This is a genomic window from Vibrio ostreae, assembly GCF_019226825.1.
GTDB lineage: Bacteria > Pseudomonadota > Gammaproteobacteria > Enterobacterales > Vibrionaceae > Vibrio > Vibrio ostreae.
Genome location: NZ_CP076643.1, coordinates 2,870,281 through 2,888,127, shown reverse-complemented (window position 1 = coordinate 2,888,127; position 17,847 = coordinate 2,870,281). Strand labels below are relative to the sequence as shown.

General features: G+C 51.5%; 19 protein-coding genes and 1 pseudogene. 4 read left to right on the top strand and 16 right to left on the bottom strand.

All coding sequences use genetic code 11. The annotated features are described in order from the left end of the window. Positions 1–70: 70 nt before the first annotated feature. The 4 genes and pseudogenes from dinF to KNV97_RS19420 form a co-directional block, all read right to left on the bottom strand. Positions 71–1,379: pseudogene (gene dinF, locus KNV97_RS19435) on the bottom strand (MATE family efflux transporter DinF). 151 nt (positions 1,380–1,530) lie between these two features. After that, positions 1,531–2,349: a class I SAM-dependent methyltransferase gene (locus KNV97_RS19430; RefSeq protein WP_218562608.1), complete on the bottom strand. Its 819-nt coding sequence runs from the start codon at positions 2,347–2,349 to the stop codon at positions 1,531–1,533. A 79-nt stretch (positions 2,350–2,428) separates the two neighbouring features. Next, positions 2,429–3,055: a transcriptional repressor LexA gene (gene lexA, locus KNV97_RS19425; protein WP_136487350.1), complete on the bottom strand. Its 627-nt coding sequence runs from the start codon at positions 3,053–3,055 to the stop codon at positions 2,429–2,431. Between the two features lie 93 nt (positions 3,056–3,148). After that, entirely contained in the window at positions 3,149–3,511 is a 363-nt protein-coding gene (locus KNV97_RS19420) for a diacylglycerol kinase (protein ID WP_136487349.1), read from the bottom strand. Between the two features lie 217 nt (positions 3,512–3,728). Here KNV97_RS19420 and plsB point away from each other — a divergent pair, with 217 nt between their 5' ends. Beyond that, entirely contained in the window at positions 3,729–6,152 is a 2,424-nt protein-coding gene (gene plsB, locus KNV97_RS19415; protein WP_136487348.1) for a glycerol-3-phosphate 1-O-acyltransferase PlsB, read from the top strand. Between the two features lie 112 nt (positions 6,153–6,264). Here the strand turns inward: plsB and ubiA are convergent, their stop codons facing one another. Continuing rightward, the gene (ubiA, locus tag KNV97_RS19410) at positions 6,265–7,119 is read right to left on the bottom strand and encodes a 4-hydroxybenzoate octaprenyltransferase (RefSeq protein ID WP_218562607.1); all 855 of its coding nucleotides are present in this window, start codon (positions 7,117–7,119) and stop codon (positions 6,265–6,267) included. Continuing rightward, positions 7,120–7,653: a chorismate lyase gene (locus tag KNV97_RS19405; protein ID WP_136487346.1), complete on the bottom strand. Its 534-nt coding sequence runs from the start codon at positions 7,651–7,653 to the stop codon at positions 7,120–7,122. A 165-nt stretch (positions 7,654–7,818) separates the two neighbouring features. Between KNV97_RS19405 and KNV97_RS19400 the strand changes: the two genes are divergently transcribed. Next, positions 7,819–8,226, top strand: a complete 408-nt coding sequence (locus KNV97_RS19400; protein WP_136487345.1) for a flagellar basal body-associated protein FliL — start codon at positions 7,819–7,821, stop codon at positions 8,224–8,226. Between the two features lie 13 nt (positions 8,227–8,239). Here KNV97_RS19400 and glpG read toward each other — a convergent pair whose 3' ends face one another. The 6 genes from glpG to ftsY form a co-directional block, all read right to left on the bottom strand. Continuing rightward, positions 8,240–9,085, bottom strand: coding sequence for a rhomboid family intramembrane serine protease GlpG (glpG, locus tag KNV97_RS19395; RefSeq protein ID WP_136487344.1), 846 nt, complete (start codon positions 9,083–9,085; stop codon positions 8,240–8,242). Positions 9,086–9,088: 3 nt separating this feature from the next. Further along, positions 9,089–9,409: a thiosulfate sulfurtransferase GlpE gene (gene glpE, locus KNV97_RS19390; RefSeq protein ID WP_136487343.1), complete on the bottom strand. Its 321-nt coding sequence runs from the start codon at positions 9,407–9,409 to the stop codon at positions 9,089–9,091. A gap of 392 nt (positions 9,410–9,801) precedes the next feature. Then, positions 9,802–10,659, bottom strand: a complete 858-nt coding sequence (gene rpoH / locus KNV97_RS19385; protein ID WP_136487342.1) for an RNA polymerase sigma factor RpoH — start codon at positions 10,657–10,659, stop codon at positions 9,802–9,804. Between the two features lie 168 nt (positions 10,660–10,827). After that, positions 10,828–11,811 carry a permease-like cell division protein FtsX gene (gene ftsX, locus KNV97_RS19380; RefSeq protein ID WP_218562606.1) on the bottom strand — a complete coding sequence of 328 codons (984 nt, stop codon included), beginning with the start codon at positions 11,809–11,811 and terminating at the stop codon, positions 10,828–10,830. Beyond that, on the bottom strand, positions 11,801–12,475 hold the full coding sequence (gene ftsE / locus KNV97_RS19375; RefSeq protein ID WP_218562605.1) for a cell division ATP-binding protein FtsE: 675 nt from the start codon (positions 12,473–12,475) through the stop codon (positions 11,801–11,803). The genes ftsX and ftsE overlap by 11 nt, the downstream gene beginning before the upstream one ends. 63 nt (positions 12,476–12,538) lie before the next feature. Next, entirely contained in the window at positions 12,539–13,726 is a 1,188-nt protein-coding gene (gene ftsY, locus KNV97_RS19370; protein WP_218562604.1) for a signal recognition particle-docking protein FtsY, read from the bottom strand. Positions 13,727–13,991: 265 nt separating this feature from the next. Between ftsY and rsmD the strand changes: the two genes are divergently transcribed. Further along, complete coding sequence (gene rsmD / locus KNV97_RS19365; RefSeq protein ID WP_218562603.1) at positions 13,992–14,591, top strand: 16S rRNA (guanine(966)-N(2))-methyltransferase RsmD; 600 nt, start codon at positions 13,992–13,994, stop codon at positions 14,589–14,591. Further along, positions 14,588–14,854 carry a DUF1145 domain-containing protein gene (locus tag KNV97_RS19360; RefSeq protein ID WP_218562602.1) on the top strand — a complete coding sequence of 89 codons (267 nt, stop codon included), beginning with the start codon at positions 14,588–14,590 and terminating at the stop codon, positions 14,852–14,854. Before rsmD ends, KNV97_RS19360 begins: the two co-directional genes overlap by 4 nt. 30 nt (positions 14,855–14,884) lie before the next feature. On the opposite strand, the gene KNV97_RS19355 is transcribed toward KNV97_RS19360, so the two are convergent. The 4 genes from KNV97_RS19355 to KNV97_RS19340 form a co-directional block, all read right to left on the bottom strand. Next, positions 14,885–15,472 carry a YhgN family NAAT transporter gene (locus KNV97_RS19355; protein ID WP_218562601.1) on the bottom strand — a complete coding sequence of 196 codons (588 nt, stop codon included), beginning with the start codon at positions 15,470–15,472 and terminating at the stop codon, positions 14,885–14,887. A 92-nt stretch (positions 15,473–15,564) separates the two neighbouring features. Beyond that, complete coding sequence (locus tag KNV97_RS19350) at positions 15,565–15,801, bottom strand: YecH family metal-binding protein (RefSeq protein ID WP_136487335.1); 237 nt, start codon at positions 15,799–15,801, stop codon at positions 15,565–15,567. Between the two features lie 69 nt (positions 15,802–15,870). Beyond that, positions 15,871–16,410 carry a lysoplasmalogenase gene (locus KNV97_RS19345; RefSeq protein WP_136487361.1) on the bottom strand — a complete coding sequence of 180 codons (540 nt, stop codon included), beginning with the start codon at positions 16,408–16,410 and terminating at the stop codon, positions 15,871–15,873. Between the two features lie 1,015 nt (positions 16,411–17,425). Further along, positions 17,426–17,794 (bottom strand): DUF4145 domain-containing protein, encoded by a 369-nt coding sequence (locus KNV97_RS19340; protein WP_218562600.1) that lies wholly within the window; start codon positions 17,792–17,794, stop codon positions 17,426–17,428. Positions 17,795–17,847 lie beyond the last annotated feature (53 nt).

Sequence of the window (17,847 nt, the reverse complement as noted above, 5' to 3'; positions counted from 1 at the left end):
GCTTAAATCAATCCGACATAAAAAACGCAGCCTCGTGCTGCGTTTTTTGTTCAGAGCATTCATTCCGGATTCAGGCCGCCAAGAAAGTCCCGCTACGCCATTGCTTCACCAACAGTACACCAAGAGACACACCGCGCATCGCCATAAAACCCAGCATCGCCAGCCATAAAGCATGATTGCCCCAGTCTGAAAACGCAAAAAACAGAACAAAATAGGTCAAGCCGGCCACAAACATACAGTTGCGCATCTCGCGTCCTTTGGTCGCGCCGATAAACACGCCATCCAGCAGAAAACACCACATGGATGTCAGCGGCATGGCGACTAACCAGGGTAAATATTGATACGCGGTCGCCTGTACTGCTGGTATATCGGTAATTAAACCGATCAGGGCTGAACCGCTGTAAGCAAAAACCAGCGTCAGGACGACACAGATGATCACACTCCAGAATGCACTGCCGACCATGGCCGCCTTGAGCTGCTGCTCACTCTTAGCTCCCATCGCTTTACCGACCATGGCTTCCATCGCATAAGCGAAGCCGTCCATACCGTAAGAGATGATCATGACAAAACTCATCAGCACCGCATTAGCGGCCACGGTCTGATCGCCAAATGCGGCCCCCTGAAAGGTCATAAAACTAAAAGCCGCTTGCAGACAGAGTGAACGCAGGAAAATATCGCGATTCAGGCGCACAAAGCGGCCAAGATCCTGAGTAGAGACACGCAATACCTCCGCTAACGCCGGCAGTTGCTCACGCAGCCAGTAGCGCCACACACACCACAGGCCGAACAACATACCACTGTAATCTGCGATCACTGACGCCAGCGCCGCCCCCTGCACCTGCCAGCCAAATCCGATCACAAACAGCAGGTCGAGTACAATATTAACCGTGTTGGTGATGATCACCATCCACATCGGTGCGCGTGCATTCTGGGTGCCGAGCAACCAGCCAAGCAGCACATAGTTAGCCAGAGACGCCGGCGCACTCCAGGCACGCACCACAAAGTAGTCCTGAGCGGCCTGCTTAACCTGCTCACTGGCACTACTCAGGCCGAACACCAGCTCAGCCAGATAGCGGTGCCCTAACAAGAACACCAAAGCAAAACCCAGCGCCATCAGCATACCCTGCAGCCACACCCGGGCGAGGTTAAAGCCATTATCGGCCCCCCAGCGCCTGAGCCGTCAGACCTGTGGTCGACATCCGCAAAAAGCCGAGTAACCAGAAACAGACACTGATAACCGTACTGCCCAGAGCAACACCGCCCAGATACCAGGCATGCTGAAGATGGCCGATCACGGCCGCATCGACCAGGCCAAGCAATGGAATGGTAATATTGGAAAGCACCATAGGAATCGCCAGCCACAGCACCTTACGGTGCATGGCCGGATTGGCTAAGATATGAAAAAAAGATTGCACCACTTTACCCTCTGACAATAGAACGCAAAGTGTATCTGAGTTAACCGGCAGCGGCTACGCCAACCGCCCGATTGCGCGCTCAGCCAGGCCAGGTACCCGCGCTTAACGAAATCAATTACCAGCGGAGCGAAGTGACAATCGGAGTAAATCTGTGCTTATAACCGCCCAGCTTACTCACCACCCGCTGCCAGAACTTCCAGCGCCCGCAGTGCTGATCCAGGGGGGAATACAACCGCACGCTGCGTGCCCAGGGTAAACAGTTGAGTACCGCATGGGCGGCATCGCTGAAACCATGCTGATATTGGCCGGATCCCATGCTCTGCCCCAACCGGCTGGCGGCTTTATCGCCGGCCAGCACCAAACAAGCACTGGCATTAACAAAGTTAAGCCCCAGGGCGCGGATAAAACGCGCAACCTGATCGGCCTGACAATCCAGCAACGCATGTTCACACACAATCAGAATCGGGGCATATTCGGGGACTGGCAGACAATCGAGCCAGGAGAGATCGCTGACACTGCCGCAGTCATGCTGGTAGCGCTCGCTACGGTGAAACAGTTTTTGTCGCCAGAGCAGATTCTCCGTCACATCGAGTTCAATCCAGTGGCAGCGCCCGTTATCCACCCGGTAAAAACGGGTGTCCAGGCCGGCACCGACATTGACAATCCAGCCATCAGGATGAGATTGCAGGAAAGCTCGTACCTGCTGATCGCACAATTGGGTCAGCGTGGCATGCAGTAACTGTTTTTGATCGATATCGCCGGATAAACATTCCGGTGCCAGCTGACAGCGCTGACAGGCGGACGCGGCAATCGGGTCATAAACCAGACCATTATCGACCAGGCTCTCACGGCTACGTAACCACAGCGGTTGCATCAGGTTAGCCGGTATCGGGTAGCGTCGTGTTGCAGGGGATTGATTCGGGCGCATTATCATCTTCCTTGTGTGACACAAGAAAGATGATAATGAATATCAATTAGATTGGCAAGTTATTGAGAATAAATCTCAACTAACCTCACATCCAGTCAGTATTGCGGATAATACCGACTGCGATACCTTCGATAGTCATTTCCTGACAGGTGAGGTCGACTTCGATTGGGGCAAACGCTTCGTTTTCTGCGTGCAATAGCACTTTCGCGCCGTTACGCTCAAGACGTTTTACCGTTACATCCTCTTCGACCCGCGCCACCACGACCTGACCATTACGCACGTCCTGAGTTTTATGCACTGCCAGCAGATCACCATCCATAATACCGATGTTCTTCATGCTTTCGCCTTGCACCCGCAGCAGAAAGTCAGCCTGCGGACGGAACATGCCAGGATCGACCTGATAATGAGTCTCTACATGCTCCTGAGCCAGAATCGGTTCACCCGCGGCAACACGGCCAATCAGCGGTAATCCGATTTCATCGGCTTCATCGTTGGCCGCTCCAAGCAGAATACGAATGCCGCGTGAGGCACCCGGAACGATCTCAATCACTTGCTTGCGTGCCAGTGCTTTGAGGTGTTCTTCGGCCGCATTGGCTGAGCGAAAACCCAGTTCACGAGCGATTTCCGCCCGAGTAGGTGGCATTCCGGTTTCTTCGATCTTACTTTTAATCAGATCAAACACTTCTTGTTGGCGTGGCGTTAACGGCTTCATAAGTCACCTGTCTTTTTATACAGTTGACTGTGAGTATATCCAGTAATTGGTGAAATGGAAAGCCAATTGCTTGTTTTTTAGATAAAGCGCTGTTCAGATAAACAGGGCCTCTATCCAGACATAGCCACAGAGCAGCATGGTGATAAATACCGCGGCCGATCCCATGTCTTTGGCGCGTCCCGCCAGTTCATGGTGTTCGGGACCGATGCGGTCCACCACAGCTTCAATCGCACTGTTGAGCAACTCAACCACCATGACCAATAACACTGTGGCGATCATCAGTACCCGTTCCAGTTGGCTGACATCGAGCCACACCGCAAGCGGAATCAAGACACACGCCAGAATAATCTCTTCACGAAAGGCCGCTTCATTTTTAAACGCGGCCCCAATTCCCTGGTATGAATAGCGACTGGCCTTGAGGATACGTTTTAATCCCTGCGGATTCTTTTTTTGCACTTTATGTTCCTGTTCCCAACATTTCACTCAGAAATGACGTAAATAAGCCCAATTATATTAAAAGGTTTGACCAGTTTCTGGTATTCTTGCAGCTCAAAAAAGACACCGACTGCAACGTATTTTACTGTCTGCGCATCTTGTTTCATTTCAATGAATCACAGCGCAAAGTACAGCTTGATACTCTGGTCATGTATCCATATTTGAGGCTCTGAACCTTATGTCTTCTGGACACTCGTTATCGCGTTCCCTGTTAAAACTGCCGCTCTCGATGCTGGTTAAAGGAACCGCCATTCCATCCAATCCGATTGAGGATCTGGATATAGATATTAACAAGCCGATTGTCTACGCACTACCATTTCGCTCCAATGTCGATTTGCTGACTCTGCAGACCCTCGCACTGAAAGCCGGTTTACCCGATCCGCTGCAGCCGCTGGAGATCAACGGCCAGACCCTGAACCGCTACGTGTTCATCTCATCACGTCCGGCGCTGCTGCAGGATGATAACCACGTGCCGAGCGACTCGATTGATACCTTCTCGGAACTGCTTAAGTTGCACCACAGCGATCAGCAACTGGATGTTCAGGTCATTCCGGCCAGTGTATTGTGGGGGCGGAAACCCGGTCAGGAAGGTCGTGAACGCCCTTATCTGCTGGCTCTGAATGGTGCCCAGAAAGCCAAAGCCGTACTCAGCTCAGGCCGCGACTGCCTGCTGCGCTTCAGCCCGGTCGTCTCACTGCGCTATATGGCAGACGAACACGGCACCGACGCGTCGATTGCTCACAAGCTGGCCCGGGTTGCCCGCATTCACTTCTCACGCCAGAAACTGGCAGCCTCAGGCCCTAACCTGCCACAACGTCAGCGGCTGTTTGAGCGCCTGATGGATTCACCGGCGATCGAAAAAGCGATCCATGATGAAGCGGCGGCGAAAAATATTTCGCTGGAAAAAGCGCGTAAAGAAGCCCACGCGATTCTGGATGAAATTGCCGCGGATTTCTCCTACTCACTGGTGAAAAAAGGCGATCGTCTGCTGGGCTGGCTGTGGAATCGCATCTATCAGGGGCTGAATATCAACAACGCCGCGACCGTGCGCCGCCTGGCACAGGACGGGCACGAAATTGTCTATGTCCCTTGTCATCGCAGCCATATGGATTATTTGCTGCTGTCGTACGTGCTCTATCATGAAGGTCTGGTTCCGCCGCACATTGCCGCCGGTATCAACCTCAATTTCTTCCCGGCTGGGCCAATTTTCCGCCGTGGCGGTGCGTTCTTTATCCGCCGCAGCTTTAAAGGCAATAAGCTATATTCAACCATTTTCCGCGAGTATCTGGCCGAGCTGTTCAGTAAAGGCTACTCGGTCGAGTACTTCAGCGAAGGCGGACGCTCGCGTACCGGTCGCCTGCTGCAGGCTAAAACCGGCATGCTGGCGATGACCATTCAGGCCATGCTGCGCGGTCTCAATCGTCCGGTCACTCTGGTTCCGGTCTACATCGGCTACGAACATGTGATGGAAGTAGGCACTTACGCCAAAGAGCTGCGCGGCAAACGCAAAGAGAAAGAGAATGCCAGCCTGGTGCTGCGTACCATCCGCAAACTGCGCAATTTCGGCCAGGGTTACGTTAACTTCGGTGAACCGATTCCGCTGAATGCCTTTCTTAATGAACAGGTACCGCAGTGGACCCAGGACATCGACCCCATGGGCAGCAGCAAGCCGCAATGGATGAATCCGGTGGTCAATACGCTGGCCACTAAGATGATGACCCATATCAACGATGCCGCGGCGGCCAATGCCATGACCCTGTGCGCGACGGCGCTGCTGGCCTCACGTCAGCGCGCTCTGGCGCGTGACAAGCTGATCAAACAGATTGACTGCTACCTGTCTCTGCTGCGCAATGTGCCCTACTCGGCCACCTTCACCATTCCGGATGAAAGTGCCCAGAGTCTGGTCGAGCATGCTGAGTCACTGGATAAGTTTGTGGTCGAAAGCGATACCATGGGCGACATTGTTTCCCTGGATCGTAACCAGTCGATTTTAATGACCTACTACCGCAATAACATCATTCATCTGCTGGCATTGCCGTCGCTGATTGCGCAGATGCTGATTCGCCAGCAGCAGATGCCGGTCAGCCAGATCAAGACCTGTGTCGCCAAGGTGTATCCGTTTTTGCAACAGGAGCTGTTCCTGAGTATTGCCGCTGATCAGCTGGATGAAAGGGTGGATCAGTATCTGGCCGAGCTGGAAAGCCAGCAGTTACTGACGGTAGAAGATGGGGTTGCAACCATTAATCAGGCTAACACTCAGGTACTGATGCTGCTGGGACGCACCATCTCGGAAACCCTGCAGCGCTATGCGATTGCGCTCAACCTGCTGGTTGCATGCCCGCATCTGGCCAAAGCTGATCTGGAGGCCAAGAGTCAGGAGATCGCACAGCGTCTGGGCCGTCTGCACGGTATCAATGCGCCGGAATTTTTCGACAAAGGTGTGTTTGCCGCGCTGTTTGTCACCCTCAAGCAACAAGGCTATGTCGATGCCGAGGGTAACAACAATCAGGAGCAGATTCGTCATCTGTCACGTATGGTCAATGCGATGCTGCACTCTGAAGTACGCTTAACTATTTCGGAAAGTATCTGTCAGGCAGAGTAACGACGCAGCAGCCGTCCTATTCACCCCTTCCCGCCCCCTGTTCCCATACAGGACAGAGGGGACGGGAACAGGGTATAAAAAAGGCATCCGCATGGATGCCTTTTTTATCGGGTTACATCAGTGAAATAAAGATCGCGACCGCTATCGCCATGCCGACATAGTTGTTGTTGAGGAACGCCTGAAAGCACGGCATCCGCTCACGGTGGCGAATCAAACGCTGCTGGTAAGCAAACAGCACACTGGCAATCAAAACGCCCCAGTAGTAGCTGCCACCCAGTTGCTCACTGATCCCCAACGCAATCAGCATAGCGACGGTCAGCAGTTGCAATACCCCGATAATCAGCTTGTCAAAACGACCAAACAAAATAGCGGTCGACTTAATTCCGATCAGCAGATCATCATCGCGATCCACCATGGCGTACTGAGTATCATAAGCCACCGTCCACAGCAGATTAATAACAAACACAAACCACACCACAGGTGGCAGTTCATTCGCCTGCGCGGCCCAAGCCATCGGAATCGACCAACTGAAAGCCAGCCCCAAAAAGAACTGCGGTAAATGGGTATAACGCTTCATAAACGGATAGATGAAAGCCAGCACCAGCCCGGCAAACGAGAGCTTAATCGTCAGCGGATTCATGGTCAGAACCAGCAGAAACGAGAGCACAGACAGGGAAATGAACAGGATCATCGCCTCCCGGGCGGTCACTTTGCCGGATGGCAACGGACGCGAGGCGGTACGTTTAACGTGTCCGTCTACCTTACGGTCAGCAAAATCATTGATCACACAGCCAGCCGAGCGCATCGCAAATACTCCGATAACAAACACCAGCAATACGTTCCAATCCGGCATACCGCGCGCGGCCAGAATCAGTGCCCAAATCGTCGGCCACATCAGCAGCAATGAGCCAATCGGACGATCCATACGCATTAACTGCCACAATGCGCGGGCTTTTTCTGCATTCATTTACACTCTCTCCTTGGAGTAAATCGGTGAATCGGGCAAAAACAGTTCTGCCACTAACATGGGTTTATGCTGCATCCATAAACGGGAGCGGCGCGCGAGTAATTTACCACGGGATGTCTCGGCCCATCCGACCTGCAAAGCATCTCGTTTCACAGTTTCACAACTGAATATCGTCTCGCCGAGCGGAGTATCGCCCTGCTGCTGCCAGTCACGTTGCTGCATGGAGGAAAGTGGAATTAACGTACTGCCCAGAGCCCATGGCACCGCATCGCCCTGTAACACCACCTGACGCAGCAGACACTGCTCTTCACTCAAGAGCTGCACTTCATCGGCATGCAACTCAGCGGCAGCAGTAAACTGGTTGTGGAGTAATTTGACGCTGAAATGCTCACAGTGTGCTGCCATCAGATGTGACAACGAGCCCAGCTCAAGTAACCAGGTTTTGGCATTCTCGTCAGGATAAGTAAATTGTTCAGGCTGTTGCCAGCTGACCTGGCGCAATGCGGCCAGATAAAACGCAGTTGTTTGATTCATACTAGTATTCAATATGACGCTTATTCGTCATACAATAGAGATCGAATGCAAGCTCATTCCCAAACCAGTCCGACCCTATGCAGCATTTGTTGTCTAATGATGCGCTATTGTAACAAGAGTCTGGCGCTTCGAGTATCAGGAACAGAAGAAAGAACAGGCACAAATATGCTTAAACGTTACCTAGTCCACGCCATACTGGCCGCCAGCCTTGTCTTACCTGGTGCAGTTTATGCCAGTGATGAAGAGGCGCCCAAACTGGCTTACTTCACGCTTGAGCCGGATCTGACCACCAACTTTTTTACTCAGGGTAAAAAGCTCGGCTATATCCAGGTACGCATCGATATTATGGTGGCCAATAGTGCCGACCTGCCGCTGGTTGAACGCCATCAGCCGCTGATCCGCGACGCGGTCGTCGAGCTGCTGGGTAAACAGAGTGAAGACACGATTAAATCTCTGGCGGGACGCGAAGATCTGCGTAAAACCCTGGTCGACGACCTCAACAGTGTGCTGCTACCGGAAACCGGTCGCAAGCTGATCGCTGATCTGCTGTTCACTAAGTATATTTATCAGTAATCCGGGCGGCAGCTCAGGCATCCGCACCTTTAGATTGCAAACGTCCGGCATCATGTAAACCAAGAATGACGCCGGTAACCAGGCCTGCCAGATGGGCAGAATTAGCGATAGCCATAAAAGGCTGTACGAAGCCCAGCACCAGCCAGACCAGCATAAAGCCGATCAGCGCTTTGGGCATCGTCAGTCCGAGATGCGGCGCCCGTACGCTCAGCATCCAAAGATAGCCGACCAATGCGTACACCACTCCGGACAAACCACCGAAGTTCGCCCCCTCTACCCAGTATTGCCCGGCTCCGGACAGGGCCGCCGACAGCAGAAATATCTGCACTAGCTTGCCACTGCCGAGCCGCTTTTCAATGTCACCACCCAGTTGCCACCACCACAGCAGGTTAAAGGCAATGTGCAGCACCGAGAAATGCAGCAATGCATGACTGAACCAGCGCCAGAGCTGCCACTGCTGTCCGCCGTGAGCAGGAAAGTGCAGTGCCGCAAAGATCTGATTTCCCATTCCCAGCAGTGACAGCGCGAAAATCGCAGCACACAACAGCATGGTACCTAAAGTAACCGGACCGGCTTTAGAGCGCAGCATGGTGAGCATGCTAGGCGAGCGATAAACAAAGCGGGACTGGCGTGATTCGGCCAGCGCCCAGGATGCCGCCTGATATTTACTGTGATTGGGGTTGTGCAGGAAATGTTGCAGTTCTGCTTCCGCCTCTATCAGGTGCTGTTCATCTGTCAGCCACAGCGCAAACTGGCCTCCCTCCTCTGGCATCATCTGAATATCAATGTGGCGCGATGCCATGTAATCAATAAAAGCCTGCGCCATGCGCGGATTGTTCAGGGAGATCAGTTTAATCATAAATCAGCTCGCTTCGATAGGAAGGTTAGCCCGGTGCCAGGCCTCAAAACCGCCGTCTACACTATACACCTGTTCGAATCCCTGGTTAACCAGGTATTGAGCCGCGCCCTGACTGCTGATGCCGTGATAGCACATCACTAAGACAGGTTCATCAAACTCGGTCTGATCCATAAAGGCAACGATAGTGTCGTTGGTCAGGTGATAGGCATCTTTGGCATGCGCGACGGCAAATGACTGGGGATCACGAATGTCCAGAAGCTTGGCATTGTGTTGTTCGATCAGCGCCTGGGCGCCAGCAACGTCGATGTGCTGAAATTGGTCCATGTTAAGTTCTCTGTTGAGCATTATTTACCGGCACACATTGTAACCTATCCAGTGCTCAACAAGTACACGACACCAGTAAGGTTATCCACCAGTGATCAAATATTCGTCATTTGTGGATAATTCTGTGGATTGCGTTGATAAAGTGGTTTGAGAAAGTTCGATCCACAACATCTTGTGATGATCCTTATTTTTCTGTGTGTAAAGATAAACATATCCCCAAATATAAAACAGCGTTCAGGCCTTGATTTACCCTGCTTGATGACAGTCAGTAAATAATTTTGTCACAGAGTTATCCACAAGGTAAGTAAACCAAGGCGATCTTACTTTTCGATCAGGCATAAAAAAACCGAGATCCGGAGATCTCGGTTTTGACTGTCAGGTCGTCGTGAGGTTTAGAACTCACCCACGGCGTCTTTAAGCTTTTTCATCGCATTCTTTTCCAGCTGGCGGATACGTTCGGCAGAAACGTTATACATTTCTGCCAGCTCCTGCAGCGTGGCTTTCTGATCGTCCAGCCAGCGCGAGCGCACAATGTGCTGGCTGCGCTCATCAAGGGTCGACATCGCCTGTGTCAGGCGTTGCGTGGTGTGGGCTTCCCAGTTCTGCGCTTCGACATTGTCAGCCAGATCCGACTGCTTGTCCTCAAGATACAACACCGGCGCAGTGTAAGCATTCGGATTGTCATCATCATCAGCGGACATTTCAAACGTGGCATCTTGTGCCGCCAGACGGGATTCCATCTCACGCACTTCAGCCGGATCGACACCCAGCTCTTTAGCTACTGTTTCGACTTCGCCGTTATTAAACCAGCCAAGGCGTTTTTTCGACTTACGTAAATTGAAGAACAACTTACGCTGCGCTTTGGTGGTGGCAATTTTGACGATACGCCAGTTACGCAGGACGTATTCGTGAATTTCCGCTTTAATCCAGTGCACCGCAAAGGAGACCAGTCTGACGCCCATTTCCGGGTTAAAGCGTTTAACCGCTTTCATCAGGCCGATATTACCTTCCTGTACCAGGTCTGCCATTGGCAGACCATAACCGGAGTAGCCGCGAGCAACATGAACAACAAAGCGAAGATGCGACAGGATCAGCCCTTTCGCCGCTTCGATCTCACCGGAGTAGTGTAAACGCTCAGCCATTTCACGCTCTTCGTCAGCCGTCAGCATTGGATAGCTGTTTACGGAACGAATGTAGCTGTCTAAGCTGTCCTGTGAAACGAGAGCCATTGGATACGCTTGGTTAGTCATTCAAATCCTCATCAATCTCTGATCTGGAATACAGTTTAACCCGTCAATATTGAACTCAAAATGAACAAGGATCAAGGGTCGATTGGTCATTATGCACAAACTGCCGAGAGTGACAAGTGACTCCCCCAGGGTGACAAAACAACTTTGCAGTAATATGACCGCCGGCAATTAAACTGGTTCAATCTCGCGTAAATGGCGACGCGCAGATACCCGCGCAGCCACACAACCGAGCAGTGTACCCAGCATCAGCAGCAGCAAAGATTCATCCCAGCTCAGGCCGATTAGACGAAAACGACTGTCATACAGACGGGCTAACTCTTCCACCGCACCATTGAGTAAAATGGTGATCAGCGCCGTCATCAGCCAGGCGGTCATTGCACCGAGGAAACCGAACCACATCCCGGAATACAGATAAGGACGCAAGATATAGCTGTCGGTCGCACCAATCAGCTTCATGGTCTGGATTTCATCTTTATTGGCCTGGACATTAAAGCGCAGCGTGTTGCCGACGATGAGAAATACCGAAGCCAGCATCAGCAGCGACAAGCAAACCACGACGATCGTGGTCAGATTCCGAATCGCATCCAGACGGGTCAGCCAGTCTTCATCCAGACGAACATCGGTCACGTCTTCTTCACCATGCAGTGAACGGGCAATCGCCGTAATGCGCGCTTTGTCTTCTACCGCCGGGGTAATCACCAGCACACCAGGCAGCGCATATTCATCCAGCAGGCTGATCGCCTGATCGAATCCGGCATACTGGCTGAGCTCATCCAGCCCTTGCTGTGAAGAGATATAATCAACCTTGGCCACATCAGTACGGCTTTCCACCTGATCTTTGAGCACCATGATGCGCGCTTCCGGCGTGCCCTCACGTAAATAGATACTGATTTGTGACGGGCTGGCAACGTTATCCGCCACCGACGCGATGTTCTTGCTGAGTAAATAGAGGCTGGCCGGCAGCGCTAATGCCATTGAGATCACTGCCAGGGTAAGCAGATTACCAAGCGGACGCTGCCATAACGCCGAAAACGAGGCTTTGGCCTGTTTACGATGTACCGTAAAAAAGCTATCGGTTTTGGCGCGTTTCTTATCCCGTCCGACCGCAGGCTTGCGCGCATTAGCAGTGTTACCCTTTGGCTTAATGGCCATAATCTTCTACCTCGCTCAAAAAGCCCTGGTTAAGCTCCAGATGACGATACTGAGGCCGGGAATTGACCAGATTAATATCGTGCGTCGCCAGCAGAATCGTCACTCCGGCGCGGTTGAACTCTTCGAACAGACGCAGGATAAGGTTGGATAGCTCCGGATCCAGGTTACCGGTTGGCTCATCAGCCAGCAGTAAGGTCGGACGGTTAACCACCGCTCGGGCAATGCCCACCCGCTGCTGTTCACCACCGGACAGCTGAGTCGGCAGGCTGCGAGCTTTATCCAGCAGGCCGGTTTTATCCAGCGCCGCATTAACCCGGCGTTTAATCTCACTTTCCGCGATCGATTCTATCCGCATCGGCAGCGCCACGTTTTCATACACGCTGCGATCCATCAGCAAACGATGCTCCTGAAACACAATACCGATATTGCGGCGCAGGAAAGGAATGTCTTTGCTGGGAATACGGGTAATATCGTGCCCGTTGAAACTGATTTTGCCGTCATTCGGCCGCTCAATCGCACAAATCAGCTTGAGCAGCGTGCTTTTCCCCGCTCCGGAATGTCCACCGAGAAAGGCCATTTCGCCCCGGCGCAAATGAAAATCGACTTTCTGCAGCGCCTGACGTCCGCCACGGTAGGCTTTACTTACTTGTTGAAACTTAATCACGCATCCTTCCCCTGTGAATACAGAGCGCAGTGCCAGTAACACGGGCGCTACGCTCCATTCGGTTTACTCTTCGCGGCTGAACAGCGCGTCAATAAATTCCTGGCTGGCAAACGGACGTAAATCGTCGATGCCCTCGCCCACACCAATGTAGCGGATCGGGATCTGGAACTGATCCGCAAGCGCAAAGATCACACCACCTTTCGCTGTGCCATCCAGTTTGGTCAGAGTAATCCCGGTCAATGGTGCCACGTCACTGAACAGTTTGGCCTGGCTGATCGCGTTCTGGCCGGTACCAGCATCCAGCGTCAGCATGATTTCATGCGGTGCCGACTCATCAATCTTCTTCATCACGCGGACAATCTTACGCAGCTCTTCCATCAGATTGGCTTTGTTCTGCAGACGCCCGGCCGTATCAGCAATCACCACATCAACACCGCGCGCTTTGGCCGCTTCAATCGCATCGTAGATAACCGACGCACTGTCGGCACCCGTATGCTGCGCAATCACCGGCACATTGTTACGCTGACCCCAGACCTGCAGCTGCTCAACCGCAGCAGCGCGGAAAGTATCGCCGGCAGCCAGCATGACTTTCTTGCCTTCTGACTGAAACTGTTTGGCCAGCTTACCAATGGTGGTGGTTTTACCCACGCCATTTACACCGACCATCAGGATCACGTACGGCGTTTTTGAACTGTCGACTTGCAGCGGCTGCTCAACCTGAGACAGGATTTCACCCATCTCTTCTTTCAGCAGTCCGTACAGGGCTTCACCATCACGCAGCTGCTGACGGGTCGATTTCTCGGTCAGGTTCTGGATGATCTTCAAGGTGGTGTCCATACCGACATCGGCCACCAGCAGTTGCTCTTCCAGCTCTTCAAACAGATCGTCGTCAATCTTCTTGCCTTTAAACAGGCCGAAGAAACCTGCACCTATGTTGGCTTTGGTGCGGCTCAGACTGCGTTTCAGGCGGGCGAAAAAGCTTTCGGTCGGCTTTTCTTGTTCAACCACAGCCGGTTGTACAATCTCAGGTTCAGGCTCAATCTCAGGTTCAATCTCTTGCTCAGCCGGCAGCTCAGATGTCTCTTCTGCTTCTGCTTCTGCTCGCGTAGCCTGTGGCTCTTCAACCTCCGGCTGGGATGGCTCTACATCGGGTTGCTGCTCAAGTTCGTTTTCGGTTGCTGGTTTCTGCCCTGGTTCTTCATCACCAAAGCCAAGCCATGACAGTAAGCCACGCTTCTTCTTTTCCGTCATCTGGGGTTATCCTGGATTTATTTAACAAATCATACCTAAGTCATCTCACGCACCACCTGTGCGCCAGGCCAGGCAAGGTCACTTGGGTATACTGAGCTGAGACTACTAATTTGCTCTTTTCGGCAAAGAAAAGTGACAAAGCAGTGAAAACTTTTACGCTTGCTTGCTACACTTTGCCCTGATTCTGAGAGCCAATCCTCTGTGATGCCAGTAAAAACGCATACAGACTGGCTATAGTAACACTTAATTCGCGGTCAAAAAATCTATGCCAAGACGTCGTCAGCAAAACCCATCACAAAAACAGGCCCCAAGTGGTCAAGTGCGAATCATCAGCGGTCTGTGGCGCGGGAGAAAACTTCCGGTCCATGACGCCGAAGGCCTGCGCCCGACCACAGACAGGGTCAAAGAAACCCTGTTTAACTGGCTGGCTCAGGACATCCCTCATGCCAAATGTCTCGACCTGTTTGCCGGTTCGGGCGGACTGGGGTTTGAATCTGCCTCACGTCAGGCCGACAAAGTCACCATGCTGGAGATGAATAGCCAGGCGTTTAGCCAGCTCAAAACCAACATCGCCAGCCTGAAAGCGACCAACATTGAAGCGATTCACACCGACTCACTGGCCTTTTTGCGTCAGAGCGGCCAGGCCTATGATGTGGTGTTTATCGATCCGCCGTTCCGTCAAGGTTTGTTACAAGAAAGCGTGGCATTACTGGAGCAAAATGGATGGCTTGCCGACAACGCGATGATTTATATTGAGTGTGAAAAAGAGTTAGCGATGGCGGATCTGCCGCCCAACTGGGAACTGTACCGGGAAAAAACCGCCGGCCAGGTCTGCTACCGCCTGTTTGAAAGGACGAGTGCATGAAAATCTTACTGACGCTGGCCAAAATGGCCATCGGCTTTGTCTGGCTGATTCTGCTGATCAACATCGTGATGCCGTTTCCGGGCAAAGCTGCCATTGCCCTGTACATCATGGCGGCTTTCCTGCTGATGATGCATGGCCTGCAAGCGCTGATCTTTATCGGAGCCTTCGGCGACAAGATCAACATGAGCCGCGGAGAAAAATGGTCAATCCTGGTGTTTGGCATTTTCGCCCTGCTCGATATTCGCCGCAAACACATGATGTAAAAAAACCGCCGTCAGGCGGTTTTTTTATGCTTACATTTCCATGTAGCTTTTGATGCCGTTGAGGAACATCTGAGTCGACACCATCACCAGCAGTAACCCCATCAGGCGTTCCACCGCTTTGAGGCCGCGCTCGCCCAATACCCGGTGGAAGAATCCGTAGAACATCAGGACCAGAAACGTCCCGGACCAGGCAATCAGCACCGCGGCAGACAGCTCCATCAACTGATGCGGATACTGAGTCGACAGCAGCAGCAGCGCCGCAATCACCGACGGACCAGCAATCATAGGGATTGCCATAGGAACAATGAACGGCTCTTCCCCGGCAGCCAGGCCGGTAATACTGCCCGCGCTGGGAAAAATCATTTTTATCGCAATGATAAACAGGATCACGCCACCGGAAATACTCAGCGTTTCCGGTTCGACATGCAGAAAAGTGAGGATGGATTTGCCGGCAAACAGGAACAGCATCAGAATCACCAACGCAAACAGCAATTCACGAATCAATACAATGCGGCGGCGTTTGGGGTCGAGGTGTTTAAGAATAGACAAAACAACGGGTAAATTGCCCAGCGGATCCATGATCAAAAACAGCATGGTTGCAGCCGATAGAATTTCCATAACACCTCAATCAATCGAAAATTTTGCGCAGTATATCAGCGCCGCTTATCGATTTCGATGCATATCGGGGTCAATCTAATCCCGAACCAGGATTAATGCTGACAAATACGCGCCGGGTTGAAATACCACACTCCATCGGTCACCAACACTTTTTGCTGCTGCTGAAAAAAGAACAGTAAGCTGTCGAGATCAAAACCACTGCGTTTACAGGTTCGAAACTGAGCCTGGGCGCCAAATGCGCGTAACGCCGCGGCACGCAATTCCGGTTCGGTCATTGGCTGCTGTTTGATTAACTCCAGCACTTTATGGGCGTGAATCTCTGTACTCATGGTGTCTCTCATCGTCATCAGTAAAGCCTTAACTTTAACTCGCCCGGCGAGAGATTACTTTGATTTGGCTCAGGGCAACAGCAGCACAGAGACGACAATCAGCGCCTGGGACAGCAGGCAGGTCAGCGAAACCAGAGGCTGGCCGCCGGGCAACATCCGGCGATAGGTATTAATGGCCAGTAGCACGGCAGAAGCCGCCATGGTCAGACTGGCTAACACCCCGACCAGGGAGGCTAAAGTATGTGTAGTCAGCCAGATTTGTCCGCCCGCCCAGATCAGCTGCAGTAACGTCAGCCCCATCAGACTGACCGGCACAATTCGTCGCTCCAGTTGCGGCAGAACAAGAAAGAATCCGACAATCGCTGCCGCGATCAGCAACGCAGGCAGCCACCACACCATTGCTGCGCTATTCTGCACCCAGAAAGCTGCGCTGTAGCACAGCTGAGCGAGAAGAAAAGCAATAAAGCTGGCTCGTGGTTTCGCTGCCATCAGACGCAAACCATCGGCCGCCACAGCCGCAGCCAAACCGGTCACGACCCAGGCCAGAGGCGTATTCAACCCTGAATACTGCTCGAGAGTAATCAATAACAGCAAGGTCAGACTTAGCATTCTCAGCAGTAAAGCATGCTTTAATTTGTTGTTTTCCAATGCAGAAATACGAATAACCCCCCGTTAACACCCAGCCTCCTGACGCTGCATGCCAGACCTGATTTTCATTCTGCCGCCAAGTGTAGGCATGTCAGAGTTGATGTCCAGAAGCGAACCACAAAAGTTCGATCTTGATAGCGATTCACATCACGCTGCCAGCAGGGTTACTCAACCACTCACGGGGCGCTGTCTAGTTATCGCTCAACAAGCGCGAGAAAACCGAGCCAGCCACCTCCAGATAATAAAAACATTGTTTTAAACCTCGAAATAAAACCAATAACTGCCAAATACTCATAGATATAAAGAAAAAATAAACAAACATTAAAATAAAAAACAATGAGTTATATTAAAAAATAAGATTAAAAGCTGTTACACCAAACCAGGCTAACTTTTTTATCAGTTCACCAACTTGATGACGACAAATCACTGGACAAACCAGAATCAAATGAGATTAACTCTCATCAGATAAAATATTATTCTTATAAAATGATAATTAGCTAAAATTTTACAAGCACCACACCACTAGCCAGCAAAAACATGACAAAGTCATATTAACACCCATATCAATGAAATATTAAAACCAATAAAAACATATATTTAAATAAAAATTTGCACAACCAACACCCACATCGATTAATTGATGAACGCACCAAAACAACACATAAAACTCACCATTTATGGGCAGTATTTGCGAACAAGATTGGTAATTTTAAGATGTTTAAACAAATGGTATTGATCAAGCCGACAAACTAGTGTTATTCTGATTACACAAGATGAGACAACGGCGAAAGGAGCAGTGTTATGATTTCTTCATCTCAAAAACAGGGATTAGTAATGATCGCAGTAATCATTGGTTTGATGACACTGCCGATGATGTACTGATCATCTGAACAGAAACAAAAAGGACGCTTGCGCGTCCTTTTTCATTGTAAAAACAAGCCGTTTGATTGCAAAAAGCAATATAGCGGATAAGCGTTCAGCGCAAATGCTGTAACAGCTCCTCCCAGTGGATGTAATACACCACCAACGCGGCCAGAGTCATCAGCATCATCAGCATCAATGCCACGCGCCAGATAAAACGCCCGCTGCGCGGAGTCAGTTCTTTTTCACACTCGCGACATACCGCAAGAAATGCTTTGCGATCTTGCAACTGAAACCCAGCCTCGCCATCGGCTTTGTCCTCCACCGTGGCAACATAACGTAATTTGACAATCACGTCGTGCGGCAAACGTTCTTCACAACTGCTGATCAACTGATGTAACCCATCACCATGAGCATGGTATTGCTGACGCAACAGCTCCTCAAGTTTACGCGTACGTACTACAACCTGTTCAACATCGGACATCAGTAACTCCCTTACTCCATCGATAGCGGCAGGACGTGCTGCGGCTGACAATC

Bases quoted from the DNA above. Each gene is read 5' to 3' on its own strand.
- KNV97_RS19430 (WP_218562608.1), bottom strand. From the start codon at position 2,349: ATGATAATGCGCCCGAATCAATCCCCTGCAACACGACGCTACCCGATA.
- lexA (WP_136487350.1), bottom strand. From the start codon at position 3,055: ATGAAGCCGTTAACGCCACGCCAACAAGAAGTGTTTGATCTGATTAAA.
- plsB (WP_136487348.1), top strand. From the start codon at position 3,729: ATGTCTTCTGGACACTCGTTATCGCGTTCCCTGTTAAAACTGCCGCTC.
- ubiA (WP_218562607.1), bottom strand. From the start codon at position 7,119: ATGAATGCAGAAAAAGCCCGCGCATTGTGGCAGTTAATGCGTATGGAT.
- KNV97_RS19405 (WP_136487346.1), bottom strand. From the start codon at position 7,653: ATGAATCAAACAACTGCGTTTTATCTGGCCGCATTGCGCCAGGTCAGC.
- KNV97_RS19400 (WP_136487345.1), top strand. From the start codon at position 7,819: ATGCTTAAACGTTACCTAGTCCACGCCATACTGGCCGCCAGCCTTGTC.
- glpG (WP_136487344.1), bottom strand. From the start codon at position 9,085: ATGATTAAACTGATCTCCCTGAACAATCCGCGCATGGCGCAGGCTTTT.
- glpE (WP_136487343.1), bottom strand. From the start codon at position 9,409: ATGGACCAATTTCAGCACATCGACGTTGCTGGCGCCCAGGCGCTGATC.
- rpoH (WP_136487342.1), bottom strand. From the start codon at position 10,659: ATGACTAACCAAGCGTATCCAATGGCTCTCGTTTCACAGGACAGCTTA.
- ftsX (WP_218562606.1), bottom strand. From the start codon at position 11,811: ATGGCCATTAAGCCAAAGGGTAACACTGCTAATGCGCGCAAGCCTGCG.
- ftsY (WP_218562604.1), bottom strand. From the start codon at position 13,726: ATGACGGAAAAGAAGAAGCGTGGCTTACTGTCATGGCTTGGCTTTGGT.
- rsmD (WP_218562603.1), top strand. From the start codon at position 13,992: ATGCCAAGACGTCGTCAGCAAAACCCATCACAAAAACAGGCCCCAAGT.
- KNV97_RS19360 (WP_218562602.1), top strand. From the start codon at position 14,588: ATGAAAATCTTACTGACGCTGGCCAAAATGGCCATCGGCTTTGTCTGG.
- KNV97_RS19355 (WP_218562601.1), bottom strand. From the start codon at position 15,472: ATGGAAATTCTATCGGCTGCAACCATGCTGTTTTTGATCATGGATCCG.
- KNV97_RS19350 (WP_136487335.1), bottom strand. From the start codon at position 15,801: ATGAGTACAGAGATTCACGCCCATAAAGTGCTGGAGTTAATCAAACAG.
- KNV97_RS19345 (WP_136487361.1), bottom strand. From the start codon at position 16,410: ATGCTAAGTCTGACCTTGCTGTTATTGATTACTCTCGAGCAGTATTCA.
- KNV97_RS19340 (WP_218562600.1), bottom strand. From the start codon at position 17,794: ATGTCCGATGTTGAACAGGTTGTAGTACGTACGCGTAAACTTGAGGAG.